Origin of the sequence: Streptomyces sp. NPDC060205 (assembly GCF_042728395.1) — a bacterium.
Taxonomy (GTDB): domain Bacteria; phylum Actinomycetota; class Actinomycetes; order Streptomycetales; family Streptomycetaceae; genus Streptomyces.
The window spans coordinates 20247-35711 of record NZ_JBHWZP010000014.1 but is presented as its reverse complement, the minus strand read 5'-3'; the positions used below and the strand labels follow the sequence as shown (position 1 = coordinate 35711).

General features: G+C 72.3%; 14 protein-coding genes. 9 read left to right on the top strand and 5 right to left on the bottom strand.

Annotation, left to right across the window (positions count from 1 at the left end; translation table 11 throughout):
• Positions 1–2 precede the first annotated feature (2 nt).
• Genes ACFWGJ_RS04410 through ACFWGJ_RS04395 form a run of 4 tightly spaced genes read left to right on the top strand, consistent with a single transcriptional unit; the run spans position 3 to position 4973 of the window.
• Complete coding sequence (locus tag ACFWGJ_RS04410) at positions 3–1580, top strand: ABC transporter substrate-binding protein (RefSeq protein ID WP_387320920.1); 1578 nt, start codon at positions 3–5, stop codon at positions 1578–1580.
• Positions 1577–2530 (top strand): ABC transporter permease, encoded by a 954-nt coding sequence (locus ACFWGJ_RS04405; RefSeq protein ID WP_387320919.1) that lies wholly within the window; start codon positions 1577–1579, stop codon positions 2528–2530. The genes ACFWGJ_RS04410 and ACFWGJ_RS04405 overlap by 4 nt, the downstream gene beginning before the upstream one ends.
• Complete coding sequence (locus tag ACFWGJ_RS04400) at positions 2527–3369, top strand: ABC transporter permease (protein ID WP_387320917.1); 843 nt, start codon at positions 2527–2529, stop codon at positions 3367–3369. Before ACFWGJ_RS04405 ends, ACFWGJ_RS04400 begins: the two co-directional genes overlap by 4 nt.
• Entirely contained in the window at positions 3366–4973 is a 1608-nt protein-coding gene (locus ACFWGJ_RS04395) for an ABC transporter ATP-binding protein (protein WP_387320916.1), read from the top strand. Before ACFWGJ_RS04400 ends, ACFWGJ_RS04395 begins: the two co-directional genes overlap by 4 nt.
• A 35-nt stretch (positions 4974–5008) precedes the next feature.
• Here the strand turns inward: ACFWGJ_RS04395 and ACFWGJ_RS04390 are convergent, their stop codons facing one another.
• Both ACFWGJ_RS04390 and ACFWGJ_RS04385 read right to left on the bottom strand, forming a co-directional pair.
• Positions 5009–5527, bottom strand: a complete 519-nt coding sequence (locus ACFWGJ_RS04390) for a hypothetical protein (RefSeq protein WP_387320915.1) — start codon at positions 5525–5527, stop codon at positions 5009–5011.
• Positions 5528–5678: 151 nt separating this feature from the next.
• Positions 5679–7931: a hypothetical protein gene (locus ACFWGJ_RS04385; RefSeq protein ID WP_387320914.1), complete on the bottom strand. Its 2253-nt coding sequence runs from the start codon at positions 7929–7931 to the stop codon at positions 5679–5681.
• A gap of 304 nt (positions 7932–8235) precedes the next feature.
• Between ACFWGJ_RS04385 and ACFWGJ_RS04380 the strand changes: the two genes are divergently transcribed.
• The 4 genes from ACFWGJ_RS04380 (at position 8236) to ACFWGJ_RS04365 (ending at position 11475) form a co-directional block, all read left to right on the top strand.
• Positions 8236–9252 carry a zinc-binding alcohol dehydrogenase family protein gene (locus ACFWGJ_RS04380; RefSeq protein ID WP_387320962.1) on the top strand — a complete coding sequence of 339 codons (1017 nt, stop codon included), beginning with the start codon at positions 8236–8238 and terminating at the stop codon, positions 9250–9252.
• A gap of 35 nt (positions 9253–9287) precedes the next feature.
• Positions 9288–9764 (top strand): GNAT family N-acetyltransferase, encoded by a 477-nt coding sequence (locus tag ACFWGJ_RS04375; protein ID WP_381834142.1) that lies wholly within the window; start codon positions 9288–9290, stop codon positions 9762–9764.
• A gap of 195 nt (positions 9765–9959) precedes the next feature.
• Entirely contained in the window at positions 9960–10568 is a 609-nt protein-coding gene (locus ACFWGJ_RS04370; protein WP_387320912.1) for a hypothetical protein, read from the top strand.
• Positions 10569–10644: 76 nt separating this feature from the next.
• Entirely contained in the window at positions 10645–11475 is an 831-nt protein-coding gene (locus ACFWGJ_RS04365) for a class F sortase (protein WP_387320961.1), read from the top strand.
• 72 nt (positions 11476–11547) lie between these two features.
• On the opposite strand, the gene ACFWGJ_RS04360 is transcribed toward ACFWGJ_RS04365, so the two are convergent.
• The gene (locus ACFWGJ_RS04360; protein ID WP_387320910.1) at positions 11548–12420 is read right to left on the bottom strand and encodes an ABC transporter permease; all 873 of its coding nucleotides are present in this window, start codon (positions 12418–12420) and stop codon (positions 11548–11550) included.
• The gene (locus ACFWGJ_RS04355; RefSeq protein WP_387320909.1) at positions 12417–13328 is read right to left on the bottom strand and encodes an ABC transporter ATP-binding protein; all 912 of its coding nucleotides are present in this window, start codon (positions 13326–13328) and stop codon (positions 12417–12419) included. The genes ACFWGJ_RS04360 and ACFWGJ_RS04355 overlap by 4 nt, the downstream gene beginning before the upstream one ends.
• A 179-nt stretch (positions 13329–13507) precedes the next feature.
• Between ACFWGJ_RS04355 and ACFWGJ_RS04350 the strand changes: the two genes are divergently transcribed.
• Positions 13508–14209 carry a response regulator gene (locus tag ACFWGJ_RS04350; protein WP_387320907.1) on the top strand — a complete coding sequence of 234 codons (702 nt, stop codon included), beginning with the start codon at positions 13508–13510 and terminating at the stop codon, positions 14207–14209.
• On the opposite strand, the gene ACFWGJ_RS04345 is transcribed toward ACFWGJ_RS04350, so the two are convergent.
• Positions 14169–15203, bottom strand: a complete 1035-nt coding sequence (locus ACFWGJ_RS04345) for an alpha/beta fold hydrolase (RefSeq protein ID WP_387320905.1) — start codon at positions 15201–15203, stop codon at positions 14169–14171. The genes ACFWGJ_RS04350 and ACFWGJ_RS04345 overlap by 41 nt on opposite strands.
• Positions 15204–15465 lie beyond the last annotated feature (262 nt).

Here is a 15465-nt window from a genome sequence, read left to right as displayed (position 1 = left end):
TCATGCAGGATCACCCCGGCCTCCGTCGCAGAGGCCTTCTCACGGCGGCCTCCGGTATCGGCGCCCTGGCTCTCGTCGGCTGCGGCAGCTCCGACGACTCCGGCAACGGCGATTCCGGCAAGGGGGGCGACGGGAAGCCCCGGCGCGGCGGGCGGCTGCGGGCCGCCTTCGCGGGCGGCGGTGCGAGCGAGACGCTCGATCCGCATCTGGCCAACCTGTTCGCCGACGTGGCCCGCGCGAAGGCGCTCTTCGACAAGCTGGCCGACTACGGGGACGACCTCTCCGCCCAGCCCCGCCTGGCGTCCGGCTGGGAGCCGAACGCGGGGCTCGACCGCTGGAAGGTCACCCTGCGCAAGGCGGACTTCCACGACGGGAAGCCCGTCACCGCCGAGGACGTCCTGTTCAGCTACCGCCGGATCGCCGATCCCGACAAGACGTTCCGGGCCAAGGCCTCTCTCGAACCCATCGACCTCAAGGCGAGCCGGGCCGTGGACGAGCGGACCGTGGAGTTCGTTCTCAAGCGGCCGACCGCCGAATTCCCCAATGTGCTGGCCGCGTTCGGCGCGTACATCGTTCCCGACGGGTCCTCGGCAGCCGACTTCGACAAGAAGCCGGTCGGCTCGGGACCGTTCCGTTTCGTGTCGTTCGCACCGGGCCGTTCGGCTCTCTTCCGGCGCAACGACGACCACTGGGACGGCGCCCCGTACCTCGACGAGGTGGAGTTCGTCGTCGCCAACGAGGAGTCCGCGCGGGTGAACGCCCTGCTCGGCGGGCAGGTCGAGTACGCCCATGAGCTGAACCCGACGACCGCCCGCGCCCACGAGGGCAAGGGCCGGATCGAGATCGTCCGGCTGCGGAACAGCGCCATGCAGGCCTTCGCCATGAAGACCGACCGGGCACCCTTCGACGACAAGCGGGTCCGGGAGGCGTTCTTCCTCATCGCCGACCGCCAGGAACTCATCGACGGGGCACTGTCCGGGGCGGGCGTCGTCGGCAACGACCTCTTCGGGAAGGGGTACGAGTACTACGCCGACGGGCTGCCGCAGCGCGAGCAGGACCTCGACCGGGCGCGCTCCCTCCTGAGGAAGGCGGGCGCCGAGAAGCTGAAGGTCACCCTGGACACCTCGGCGGTCGCGGCCGGGTTCACCGAGGCGGCCGGCATCTTCCGGGACCAGGCGGCGCAGGCCGGCGTCACCGTCGAGGTCAGGATGGGCAGCAAGGACTCGTACTGGGCCGACATCCTCGGCTCCGGGACCCTGTGCTGCTACCGCTCGGGGGCCATGCCCATCGAGGCGCACATCTCGCAGCGCCTGCTCACCGACTCCACCACCAACGCCACCAGGTGGCACCACAAGGACTTCGACGCGCTCTACCAGCAGGCGCAGGCCACGAAGGACGCCGAGGAGCGCGCCGCCGTGTTCGGCCGGATGCAGCGCAGGCTGTACGCCGAGGGTGGCTTCCTGGTGTGGGGGTTCGCCGACTGGATCATCGGAACCGCCAACAAGGTCAAGGGTGTTGACCGCAAGGCACCCGCCAACACACTCGACTGGGCCCGGTTCGACAAGGTCTGGCTGGCGTGAGCGGACTCGGTTCCTGGACCGCCCGGCGGCTGCTGCTCGGCGGGGTGCAGACCGTGGCCGTGGTGCTGCTGGTCTTCGCGCTCACCGAGGCGCTGCCGGGCGACGCGGCGGTGGCCCTCGCCGGGGACCAGCCCGACCCCGCGCGGATCGCCGCCATCCGCGAGGCGATGGACCTGGACCGTCCTGCGTACGAACGGCTCGCCGACTGGGCGGCCGGGCTCCTGCACGCCGACTTCGGCACCTCCCTGGCCTCCGGGCGGCCCGTCACCGCGTACCTCTCCGGTGCCTTCGGGCCGACGCTGCTGCTCGCCGGGCTCACCGTGGTGCTGCTGGTGCCGGTCGGGGTGGGGCTCGGGGTGCTGGCCGCGCGGTTCGAGGGGCGGTTCGTGGACCGGCTGGTCAGTGCGGTGACCCTCGGGGTGTACGCGGTACCGGAGTTCGCGTTCGGCGTGCTGCTCGTGACGGTGTTCGCGCTGCGGCTCGACTGGCTGCCGCCGACGGCGGTCGGCTACGGCACGGATCTGCTCGCGCATCCGGCCGCCCTGGTTCTGCCGGTGCTCGTCCTCCTCTCCCGCCCGGTGTGCTCGCTGTCCCGGCTGGTACGCGCGGGCATGATCGACGCGCTCGCCTCGCCGTACGTCGCCCATGCCCGGCGGTACGGGATCGCGGGAGCCCGGGTCCGGTACGCGCACGCCCTGCCGAACGCGGTGGCCCCGGCCGCCCAGCAACTCGCCCGTACCGTCGACTGGTTGCTGTGCGGGGTGATCGTCGTGGAGGCCCTGTTCGTGATCCCCGGCCTGGGAACCGTGCTGATGAACGCCGTGTCCGAACGCGACGTGCCCGTGGTGCAGGGCCTCGCGGTGGTCTTCGGGGTGATCACGGTGGTGCTGAACCTGGGGGCCGATCTGGTCGCCCACCGGTTCGCGCCGCGGGCGGAGGTGGCCGCGTGAGAACGCCCGGTCGCGTGAGGGCACGCGGGAGAGAGCTGCCGTTCGGGCGTTTCGCGCTCGGGGCCGTCCTGGTGGGTGTGCCGCTCGTGCTCGCCCTGTGCGGACCCATGGTGGTGGGCGGGCCCGGGCCGCGCGCCGCCTCGTTCACGCTCGGCGACGGCCACTGGCTGGGCACGGACTTCGTGGGGCGTGACGTGTGGCGGCAGGTGCTGCTCGGCGGCCGGCCCGTGGTGGTCGTCGCGCTCGCGGCGACGGCGCTGGCGTATCTGGTGGCGCTGCCGCTCGGGCTGATCAGTGCGCTGACGCACAGAACCTGGCTGGAGGAGACACTGATGCGGCCGTTGGACGTGCTGCTCGCCGTACCGTCCCTGCTGATGATCCTGCTGGTGGCCTCCGTGTTCGCGCCCGGCGCCACCGGGCTCGCGCTGCTGGTGGCGCTCGTGAACATCCCGGACGCCGCGCGGATCGTCCGGGCCGCCGCGGCCGACGTGGCCTCCCGGCCGGCGGTGGAGGCGCTGCGCATGCAGGGCGAGTCGTGGTGGCGTATCGCCGTGGGCCATGTCGGCCGGTCGATCCTGCGCCCGCTCGCCGCCGACGCGGGGGTGCGGCTGACGGGTGTCCTGTATCTGGTGGCGACGGCCGCGTTCCTGGGCATCGGGGTGGCGCCGGACGCGGCCGACTGGGCGGTGATGGTGGACCGCAACCGGACGGGGCTGTTCGTGCAGCCCTGGGCCGTGGTCGTCCCGGCGCTGCTGATCGTGGCCCTGACCATGGGCACCAATCTGCTCTGCGACGCGGCACTCAGGGGCCCGGCACTCAGGAAGGGGCCGCGTTCATGAACGGGTCGGGCCGGTCGGGCGGAACCGGCGAGACGGGCGAGACGGGCGAGACCTTGGCTGTGGCGGAGATCGAAGGGCTGACCGTGGAGGTGGGCGGCAGACGCATCGTCGACGGGGTGAGCCTGCGGGTCCTGCCCGGGAAGGTGACCGCGCTGGTCGGGGCCTCCGGCAGCGGGAAGACGACCACGGGGCGTGCGCTGCTGGGCGAGTTCCCGCAAGGAGCACACGTCGAGGGTTCCGTACGGGTGGCGGAGGCGTTGGTCGGTTACGTCCCGCAGCATCCGTCGACCGTGCTCAATCCCGCGCGGCGGGTGGGGGCGCTGCTGCACGACATCGCGCGGGCCCAGGTGCGGGGGATGCCTCGCCGTGAGCGAGGCCCGGCGGCCGGTGAGCGAGTCCTCAGCGCCCTGCAAGCGGCCCAACTGGAGGGCGGACATGGGTTGTTGCGGCGCTTCCCCCATCAGCTGTCGGGTGGGCAGCAGCAGCGGCTCGTACTCGCCCAGGCGTTGCTGCTCGGCGCCCGGGTCGTCGTGGCGGACGAGCCCACCACGGGTCAGGACGCGCTCACCAGACGCCGGGTCGTGGACGAGCTGGCGGCGGTCGCGGCGCGGGGCATCGGGGTGGTCCTGCTCAGCCACGACCTGGAGACGGTACGCGCGCTCGCCGACGAGGTGCTGGTCATGCGGGACGGCAGGGTCGTGGAGTCGGGCCCGACGGAGCGGGTGTGGCTGGCTCCCGTCCATCCCTGGACGCGTCAACTCCTGTCTGCGCCAGCGCCGTTGGCGGAGTCCGCTCCGCTCGGCCCCCGCCCGGAGGCCGTCCTGCGCGTCCAGGGGCTCCGGGCCCGCCACCGGCCCGGCACAGAGGTGCTGCGCGTCCCGGAACTCGCCGTGCACTCCGGAGAATGCCTCGCCGTGCTCGGCCGTTCGGGCAGCGGCAAGACGACCCTCGCCCGCTGCCTCGCCGGACTCCATCGCACCTACGAGGGAGAGGTGCTGCTCGACGGTGTCGCGCTCCCGCGCAGTCTGCGGGACCGGGGGCGGGAGCGGCTGGCGGCCGTGCAGTACGTCTTCCAGGACGCGCGCGCCTCCTTCGACGAGCACCGGCCGGTCCTGGACCAGGTGGCGCGAACGGCGGTGCGGCTACGGGGAGTGGCTGCCTCCCAGGCGCGGACCGAGGCGTCGGCGACCCTCGCCGGCCTGGGCCTGGGCGACACGTTGACGGCACGTCTCCCCGCCCGGCTCTCCGGCGGCGAGCTTCAGCGGGCCGCGCTCGCCAGGGCGCTGCTGGCCCGGCCGCGGGTCCTGGTGTGCGACGAGATCACCTCCGGGCTGGACACGGTCACCCGCCGGGACCTCCTCGACCTGCTCGCCGGACTGCTCCGCGACCGCGACGACCTCTCCCTCGTCCTCATCACCCACGACCTCGACACGGCCCGGCTCGCCACGCGGATCGCGGTGCTGGACGGCGGAGAGGTGGTCGAGCAGGGACCGGCGCGGGACGTCCTCAGCGCGCCCGCGCATCCGTTCACCGTGTCGTTGGTCGAGTCGTCGGCGGAGCCGGCGGCGAAGTCGTGGTCGGTACGGCCGGCGGGGCAGATCTGATCCCCTCGGGCACGGCAGGTGCAACGGGCCGCCGCTCAGCGGAAGTCCACCTCCACCGGGTCCGCCACCACCCTCGTACGAGGCACCAGCGCGACGAGGGCCAGAAGGTCCTCCCGCGCGGTGCCGGTGGGCACGCCGAAGCCGCCCAGCCAGTCCTCGGGCCCGGCGGCGTCGGTGTCGAGCGTGAGGGTGTAGCGGTAGCGGCCGGGCCGTCGGGGGGCGAAGTGGGCGAAGGTCATGAGGGGCAGGCAGCCGGGGCCCGAGGCCGGGTCCCACGACTCGCCCGGCGACAGTTTGCGCAGGTCAGCCGGGCGCAATGGGCTGACGAGGGGGTCCTCGGCCGGTGCGGGGGACGCCACGACGGTGCCACCGTCGGAGTCGGATCGCGTGACGGTCGGCCGGTAGTGCGGGAAGCGCAGTCCGTTCTCGGAGCCGTCGAGCACGCCCGCGATCCACAGGTCGTGGTCGCCGGTGTTGCGGAGCTCCACCCGCACGGTGGCCGGGCGGCCGAGGGGCTGGGGGCCGCTCGGCCCGTACAGGACGAGGTCGATCACTCGGCTGCTCCCCTCCCGTGCCTGTCATGGCCCGGCCCCCGCGTTCCGGGGCCGGTGGGCCCGATGCTGCCACAGGCGTGGCGACCGGAAAGGGCGCTCACGGGCAGAGGGGTGTCCCGTGAGCGCCCTTCCGGGCGCGGGGCGGCCGGGGTCAGCCGCCGAACTCCTCGGTGAGCCGCGCCTTCGTGGAGTCGACCTGGTCGCGTACGGCGTCCTTGACGAACGGCTTGAACGCGGGTGTGTCGAAGTGCCGGACCAGCCGGTCGAGCGTGGAGTTGGCCTCTTCGAGGTCGCCCTGGCGGGCGTAGGCGCGGGCGAGACGCCGTGAGGCCAGGTTGAGCGTCAGGTTGTCGACGCCCTTGCCCTGCTGGGAGACCTTCACGACCTGGGCGAGCTGTTCGATCCCGGACTTGGGATCCGGGGGCCGTACGGTCAGCTCGGTCTTGTCCGGGCTCAGGCTCTTGAACTCGTGCTCGAAGTTCAGGCCCTTGGCGAGGCGCGCGTACACGGCGAAGGGATGGGTGCCGTGCCGCTCGATGACCTCCTGGAGCGCGTCGTTGCCGGACTGCAGCGACGGCGAGTCGGAGCCGCGCAGGGCGAGGATCTTGCCCTGCTCCTCGCCCATCATCAGCTCGGCGAGGCGGAGGTCGGCCTGGCTGACCGGATGCCGTACGTCGAGCCGCAGCACCGGCGAGACGATCCGGGACCCGTCGGAGGCCAGGTAGGCGGCCCGCAGCTGGTAGGTGCCCGGCTGCTGGAAGTAGTGCCCGTCGCGGCCGTAGCCGATGTAGGCGCTGCTGTAGATCGCGGGACGGCCGGCGTCCAGGCGGACGGTCTGGTCCTGGTCGACGCAGCGGCGCAGCAGCGGCCGGTAGAGCACGGTACGTCCGGAGGGCTGCCGGATGGCGATGCTGACGAGTTCGTCGTCGGGGTGGAGGTGATGGTGCGTGGCACGGCCGCGCAGGTCGGTCGTCTCCAACTTCAGCTCCACGACGACCGGTTCGCCGAACGCCAGGCCGCTCTTGTCGGCGCGCAGGCCGAGGCGCAGGCCGGACTCGTCGGTGAGGGGCTCGTCGAAGAGGGCCGGTTCGATGTCGGCGGCGCCGGTGCCGAACGCGTTGGCGCCCATGACGACGTTCCGGTAGAAGCCGTGGCGCAGATGCATCTGCTCGTTGTCGGTGAACTGGAAGGGGAAGGCACCCCAGTAGGCCGCCGCTCCGCCGTTGCCGTTCAACGGCTTGTAGTTCTGCGGGTAGTTCATCCACGACAGGTCCGCGAAGCCGTTGTTGCCGCCGAGCGGGGCCGGTGGTGTGGCCAGGTTCTTCTGCCAGGAGTGCAGCAGGTTGAAGGCGTGGCCGATCTCGTGGACGTACGTGCGGAGCATGGCGCGCTGCTCTTCGGGTCCCGCGCCCTGGATGAGGTCGTAGAAGACCGCGCAGCCCTGCCGCTGGAAGGAGTCGGCGGCGTCGAACATGATGCCGCGCACGCCTGCCATGCCTTCATAGCTGCTGGCTACCAGCAGCCACAGTTTCCATTGCGGGGCGTTGCGCCAGAGACTGAAGTTGGTCTCCATGGCGGCGTGGAGTTCGGTGTTGGTCCAGCCGTTTTGGCTGTTCGCGATGACGTTCGCGGTGCCGGAGACCAGCAGTTCGATCCCGGCCTCGGCGTAGGCCCGCGGCACGGTGAGAATGCGGGCGGGGCTGTTGGCGGGCTGCGGCAGCGATCCGGTGTCGTACGAGAGGAAGGGCACGGCCCCGGTGACGGAGTCCTGCTCCCACTCGACGGTACGGAAGTACGGCGAGATGTACGGGCAGACGTAGGTGGCGCCCAACTGGTTCGGCGGGCGCAGGAATTCGACGGTCGCGGCGCCCGGCCGCTGGTTGGTCCTGCTGCGTGGGACGGTGACCCGCACGAGCGTGTACGCGGTCTGCCAGGTGTAGGAGGCGATGCCCCTGATGACGACCTGGGTGCCGGTCCAGGAGACGGTGGGCGCGTCCACGAGGAACGAACCGAAGTACGCCTGCGTACCGCCGCCCGTGCTGAAGAAGTCGCCGCTGACCTTCCGCAGGACCTTCGGGCCGCCGGGGACGCTGTCGACGTCCACGCGCAGGATCAGTTCGTAGCCGCCGCTGTTGCCGCGGTAGCGACCGCGGACGGGGCGGTGGGCGGGAAGTGCCGCGCCCGACTCGGCGTTCGCGGCCGGTCCGCCGGCGGGCCGGCGCTGCTCCGCTCCGCGTGGTGCTGCTTCTCCCGTGGCGCGTTCCGTCGCGCTCTCCTCGGTGGCGTACTCGTCCCGGGCGCTCTCCTGACCGCTCTCCCACTCCTCGGGGAAGGAGGTGTCGGCCAGGGGCGTCGCCGAGAAGTCGGCCGTCCCCGTTGTCGGGTCTCCACTGGCTGTTGACATGGCGACAAGCCCTCCGTTCGCTCGACGCGCCGTGCGACGGGTGGCGTCCCCGCGACGCCACCCCTGGTCCCGACCGGCCGGAAGGACTGGTGCGAGCACGTTGGCACCGCGCTCCCGTCGCGTCAACGATCCTTTCCGTTGTCCCGCAGAAATACGACGTGGTCGTCCGACAGCTGGTTCTGCAGGTGAAAGCGGTTCGCCAGGAGGTGTCTGCGCCCCCGCTCACCTCACGCCCGGGGCGTCTCGCACACTCGCCTCGCACAATGGGGACATGACTGGGGACGCGACCGCGGACAGGGCGACGATGTACGCCTGGGAGGTGACCGAGCCCGGCCCGGCCGAGAGCGGACCGCTGCGGCTCGTCGAGAAACCGGTCCCCGTGCCGGGGCCCGACGAACTCCTCGTGCGGGTGAGCGCCTGCGGGGTGTGCCGCACGGATCTGCACGTCAGCGAGGGTGATCTGCCGGTGCGCCGGGCGCGGGTGACGCCGGGTCATGAAGTCGTCGGGCGGGTGGCGGGGATGGGGGCGGAGGTCACCGGACACAGCGTCGGCGACCGGGTCGGGGTGGCCTGGCTGCGCCGCACCGACGGCACCTGCGCGTACTGTCTGCGCGGGGCGGAGAACCTCTGTCCCGCCTCCCGCTACACCGGCTGGGACACCGACGGCGGCTACGCCCAGTACACGACCGTGCCGGCCGCCTTCGCCCACCCGCTGCCCGGCGGCCTCGACGACATCGCGACGGCGCCCCTGCTGTGCGCGGGCATCATCGGACACCGCGCGCTGCTGCGTGCCGCCCTGCCGCCCGGCGGGCGTCTCGGCCTGTACGGGTTCGGGGGCAGCGCCCATCTCTGCGCGCAGGTGGCGCTCGCGCAGGGTGCGACCGTGCATGTGCTGACCCGGGATCCGGCCGCCCGGCGGCTGGCCCTCGACCTGGGCGCCGCGTCGGCGGCGGGGGCGTACGACGCGCCTCCGGAACCGCTGGACAGCGCGATCCTCTTCGCTCCGGTCGGCGATCTGGTGCCCGTGGCGCTACGCGCCCTCGACCGGGGCGGCGTCCTCTCGATCGCGGGTATCCACCTCAGTGACGTGCCGTCGCTCGACTACGAACGTGAGCTGTTCTACGAGAAAGAGATCCGCAGCGTCACGTCCAACACCCGTGCGGACGCGCGGGACTTCCTGGCCCTGGCGGAGCGCCACGGGGTACGTGCCACGGTGCACCCCTACCCGATGTCGCAGGCCCCGGAAGCGCTCAAGGACCTCAAGGCGGGCCGCTTCGACGGGGCAGCCGTACTGGTCGACGACGGCGGGCCCTGGCGCTGACCTGGGCCCACTCCTCACGAGAACGGAGTCACCCGATGCGCTTGCACCCCTTCGACGACAACCACGCTTCGACGGTGGCCGGTTGGGCGACCACGCCGGCGGAGGCGCTGATGTGGTGCGGACTGCGGGAGTTCCCGGTGCCGGAGGGGACGGTCATGGCCTGGCAGCGGGATCCGGACGTGACGGCGTACGTCCTCATGGAGACTGAACCTCCGCTCGCGTACGGGGAGTTGTGGCTCGACGCCGAGGAGGACGAGGTCGAACTCGCGCGGATCATCGTGGCACCCGGGGTTCGTGGACGCGGTCTGGGCCGTCGGCTGGTCCGGCACCTGCTGGCACAGGCGCGACTGACCGGGCTCCCCGAGGTCTGCATGCGGGTCCACCCGCAAAACACCGCGGCCCTGCGCTGCTACCGCGGAGCGGGCTTCGAACCGGTCGACGCGCAGTCGGCCGCGTGCTGGAACACGGGCCAGCCGGTCGAGTACGCCTGGCTGCGGCACGGGCACGTCTGACCGGCGGGCGCGGGCGGGCCCGGCACCCGGGACCGCGGGGCCGTTCGAGGTGGTGACCAGCGCCGAAATGTTGCGCCGGACGGGGGATTTCTGACGTCGTATCAGCGGTGCGGTGCGTTTCCCGGTTCCGGATGTGAAAGGGAGTCGGATGCACAACCGATTTGTACGACAATCATTCCGCTCGGAGGACTTCGAATGCCCGCCTCACCGCTCACCCGCTCCACCGGCGTCCGCACCAGCGCCGCAGCCCTCACCACGGTCGCCCTCGCCGGCGCCGCCCTCCTCGGGGCACCGGCCGCCCACGCCGCGCCCGACAGCGGAGACGTCAAGATCCACTCGGAGACGACGTCCCCCACCGACCAGCGCGACGAGACGAAGGTCTGCAAGTTCTACCTGGCCGCCTTCAACTTCGAGGGTGTCGGTGTCACGGGGATCACCTACATCATCGAGCCGCAGCCGGCGGCCTCGGCCGCCGCCACCCTCAACGGCACCCTCAACCTGCCCATCGGCACCGGCTACACGGACACGCTGGCGCTGCCCGACGGCAACTACAAGCTCACCTGGAAGCCCGTGGGCGGAGCGGGCGCGGGCAAGGAGAAGCAGTTCAAGGTCGACTGCAAGCCGGCGGCGAAGCCGGACGCCAAGCCGCAGACCCCCAAGGGCCCCGTGCCCGCGGGCGGCGGCGGTCTCGCCGAGACGCCGACCGTGTCGACGGTCGCCGCCGCCGGAGCGGTGGGCCTGGTCGGCGTGTCCGGCTTCGTCTACTTCCGGCAGCTGCGTCGCCGGTCCGACGGTGCCGCGTAGGCGCGCGCCCAGGCCCTGGTACCGCACGCGTGCCTACCGCCTGACGAGAACCGCGGTCCTGTTGTTCTCGCTGGTGATGGGCGGCATCTGGTGGTCCGAGGACGACGGCCGACCCGCTGGGCCGGTCGCCGCCCCGGCGGCGGAACTCGGGGACGCGAAGGCGTCCCCGGGTCCGCCCGCCGCCGCGGCACCGGAGCCCCGGCGCACCCCCGCACCCGCACAACCCCCCGTCGACCGTCCCCGCCAACCACCCCCTCCTCCCCCGCGGCCTCCGTCGTCCGCGCCGCCCCGCTCGGCCCAGCCGCCTCAGTCACCTCGACCGTCGCAACCGGCGCAACCGGCTCAGACGTCCCCGCCGCCCCAACCCCCCAGGCAGCCGCAGCAGCCTCCGCAGCCGCGAAAACCACGGCAACCGCAGCAGCCGCACACCCTCGCCCGTTCCAAGCCCACCAGCCTGAACATCCCGTATCTCCGCCTGCGGGCCCCGGTCATCGGGCTGGGCCTGGACCGACGTCAGCAGCTCACCACCCCGCCGGTCGACAAGCCCAGACTGGCCGGCTGGTACGAGGGCGGCCCGTCACCGGGGGAGAAGGGCACCGCCGTGGTGGTCGGCCATCTGGACACCCGTACCGGGCCAGCCGTCTTCGCCGGACTGAGCACGCTCAAACCGGGTCTGCTCGTCGAGGCCCTGCGCGCCGACGGACGTACCGCCGTCTACACGGTGGACGCGGTCCGCGTGTACGAGAAGGCGCGCTTCCCCAGTCGGGAGGTGTACGCCGCGCGACAGCGTCCGGAGCTGCGGCTGATCACCTGCGGAGGCGTGTACGACCGGCGGTCCGGCTACAAGAGCAATGTCGTCGTCTTCGCTCATCTGACGAAAACCCTGGAACCTGCCCGTCACACCTAGGACCTGTCCGGTCGATCACGGCGAAGACGCGGGGTGTGGCACGCACATCTGCGGCGGGTCGTCCAGCCCCGTTCACTGGTCGCGGCGCTGTACGGACGCCACCGCGACGACCGCCGCGGCCACGGACCACACCGCGTAGACGGTCCATGCCCCGCCCGCCGTCCAGGGGTGGGCGACCGGCTGATGGCCCACGGCCGTCAGCCGGTTCCACGCGCCCGCCGGCAGAGCGTGGCCGACGACGGCCGCCCAGTGGCGGTCGGCGCCGAAGACCAGGGGCAGCAGCAGGAGGACCACCACGTTCGCCGTCATGGTGGCCGCGCTGTGCCGCAGGACAGCGCCGAGTGCGAGGCCCACGAGCGCGGAGACCGGCGCGAGGAGCGCGGACGCCACGACGAGGCGCAGGGCACCGGGGTGATCGATCGGCACACCGGCGTCCCGGCCGGACAGGACGGCCTGGGTCAGGCCGAACGAAGCCGCGGAGACCACCGCCCCCAACACCGTCGTGACGGCCGTGACCACGCACACCTTCGCCGCCAGCACCGAACGCCGGGCCGGTACGGCGGCGAACGTCGTGCGGATCAGCCCGGTCCGGTACTCACCGACGATCACCGTCGCGCCGATGCTGCTGACAGCCAGCATGAGCAGCATGGCGGCGTCCGTGGAGAACGCGATCGACAGGGGGATACCGTCCCGGACGAAGTCGGCCCGTGACGCCGTGTCCCGCTCCGACCAGTAGCGGTAGGTGTCATAGGCCATACCCGTGTTGAAGCCGACGACGGCCAGCGCGGTGGCGACCAGCGCCCAGCCGCTGGAGCGCAGCGACCACCACTTGGTCCACTCGGCGGCCAGGAGGTCGCGGAACCTGGCCCGGGGCTCGGCGACTTGACCGCCTGCGGCCGTGGCAGTGGCAGTGGCGGCGGTGTGAGCGGCGGCCGTGTCGGTCATCGGCCCGCTCCCGCGACATGGTCGACGCTGTCCGCGGTGAGTTCCATGAACGCCTCCTCCAGGGATGCGGACCGGGTGGACAGTTCATGCAGCAACACCCGGCGTTGCAGTGCGAGTTCACCGATGCGTTCGGCGCTCAGGCCGGTCACCGTCAGCGCGTCCGCCTCCTGCCGAAGCACCTGCGCCCCCTCCCCCGTCAGCAGTCCGGCGAGTGCCGTGACGTCGGGGGTCCGTACCGTCACGCTCGGGCGGGTGCCGCGGGCCGCGAATCCGGCCAGACTCTCGGCGGCGATCAGCGAGCCGCGGCCGATGACGACGAGGTGGTCCGCGGTGTTCTCCATCTCCGCCATCAGATGACTGGAGACCAGCACGGTGCGGCCCTCGCCGGCCAGCCGGCGCAGCAGTCCCCGCAGCCACTTCACGCCCTCCGGGTCGAGCCCGTTGAGGGGTTCGTCGAAGAGCAGCACCGGCGGGTCGCCGAGCAGTGCCGCCGCGATGCCGAGCCGCTGTTTCATCCCGAGGGAGAAGCCGCTGATCCGGCGCCGGGACGCGCCCGCGAGACCGACCTCCTCCAGCACCTCGTCCGCCCTGCGGCGCGGGATGCGGTTGGACCGGGCCAGTACGTACAGATGCGTCCGCGCGGTACGGCCCCCGTGCACGTCGTGGGCGTCCAGCAGCGCGCCGACGTGCCGCAGTCCGCGCGGCCGGTCCCGGAAGCGGCGGCCGTCGACGGTGACGGAGCCGCCGGTGGGGTCGTTCAGGCCGAGGACGATCCGCAGCGTGGTGCTCTTGCCCGCGCCGTTCGGGCCGAGGAACCCGGTGACGTGTCCGGGCCGCACGGTGAAGCTCAGACCGTCGACGGCGGTGGTGTCGCCGTATCGCTTCGTCAGTTCATCCACTTCGATCATGTGCTCAACGGTGGCCTGATCCGCAGGGGTTGGGCATCCGGCCGGCGCCGACAATCGGGCGGGCCGGTGTCGGCCGGGGATGTACACCCACGGTCGGATGTCCCGCCGGGACCCGGTGGTTACGATCGGCGCATGCCCGCCACCCCTCGCCCTCCGCTGCCCGTACCGGCAGGTGTGCGGTGACCGTCCGCGTCGTACTCGCCGACGACCAGCCCCTCGTCCGTACCGCACTGCGCATGGTGATCGCCGACGAGGCCGGTCTGGAGGTCGTGGGTGAGGCCGGAACCGGCGCCGAGGCGGTGGCGCTCGCCGAGCGGGAGTGCCCGGACGTCGTGGTGATGGACATCAGGATGCCCGGCATGGACGGCATAGAGGCCACCCGGCTGATCACGCGCGGCTCCGGCGGCGCCCGAGCAGCCCATGCCACCCATGTCATCGTCCTCACCACCTTCGATGACGACGACTGCCTCTACGGGGCGCTCAGGGCGGGCGCGGCCGGTTTCCTCGTCAAGGACATGGCGCTGGAGGACATCCTCGACGCGATCCGGGTCGTCGCCACCGGGGACGGCCTGCTCGCGCCGAGCGTCACCCGCCGCCTCATCAGGGACTTCGCCGACCGCCCGGTGTCCGCGGCCCCGGACGCGACGCCGGACGCGGCCCGCTCCGCGCGCACGGTCGGCGGCATCACCGGCCGGGAGCGCGAGGTGCTGGCGCTCGTCGGCGGCGGGCTGTCGAACACCGAGATCGCCGAGCGGCTCTCCATCAGCGTCGCCACCGCCAAGACGTATGTGTCGCGGCTCCTGACCAAGCTGGACGCCCGGGACCGGGTGCGGCTCGTGATCATCGCGTACGAGTCGGGCCTGGTGGCGTCGGGCCGCTGAGGGATCCGAGCCAGTCGGTCAGGAGCCGGTTGACCTCCTCGGGGCGCTCCTGCTGGACCCAGTGGCCGGATCCCGCGACGAGGTGGGAGGAGACCAGTCCGGGGAGCGTGCTGGGGAACGCCTCGATCGCGTCGGCCAACCAGGCGATGGACGCGTCGAGTTCACCCGCGACGAAGAGCGACGGCTGGGTGAGGGGAGCGCCGTCGAAGCCGGCGAGATCCTCCCAGTCCCGGTCCATGCTGCGGTAGCGGTTCAGCGCTCCCGTGAGGCCGGTCCGCTCGAACTCGGCCGCGCAGAAGTCGAGTTCGTCCTCCGTGAGCCAGGACGGGCGGTCCTTCACGAACCGGTCCGAGAGCCTGCCGCCCTTCGGGACGAAGAACACCCCGCCCGGTCCCGCGCCCTCCCCCGCCGCCGGCATCGTGTCGCCGGCCAGCGTCGCGTAGAAGCCGGCGAGCCATCCCCGTACGTCCGGCTCGATCTCCGCCTCCGCGCGGCCCGGCTCCTGGAAGTGGCTGACGTAGAACTCCTCCTCTCCGCCGATCATGGCGAAGGCGTCGGTCGGCTTCATACCGCCCCGGGGCGCGTAGGGCACCCCGAGCAGGCCGACGGCGGTGAACACGTCCGGCCTGAGCAGCGCGGAGTCGGCGGCGATGGTCGAGCCCCAGTCATGGCCGACGATCACCGCGGTCTCCTCGCCGAGCGCGTGGACGACCGCCACGTTGTCCTCGACATGGGCCCCGATCCGGTACGCCTCCACGGCATCGGGCACCGAGGAGCGCCCGTATCCGCGGACGTCGACGGCGACCGCCCGGTAGCCCGCCGCGGCGAGCGCGGGGAGCTGGTGGCGCCACGAGTGCCACAGCTCGGGAAAGCCGTGGATCAGCAGGACCAGCGGGCCGGTGCCCTGTTCGACCAGGTGGATCCGGCCACCGGGCACGTCCACCGTCCGATGCGTGGCGCCCGCCGGGGTGAACGGGCTGGCTTCCTGCGACATACGTCCTCCTTGCGCCGGCTCTGCGACCGCCGGGCTGCCGAACCGCCCAGCGCTCTGCCGCCGATCATGCGGGGGCTCCCGCCGAGCGGCGAGAGACCTTGCCGTTTCGGCAAAACGTGTCGCGCGGCGCGGTCCGGACGACCGGCGGGTTCACGCCGACTCCGAACGGCCGGGCGGCTCGGTGAACCGGACCGCGCGACGGCACGTACTCAAGGAGGGCGTTCACCTCGCGGGTACGCCCTCGACACTCGCGGGCACGCCC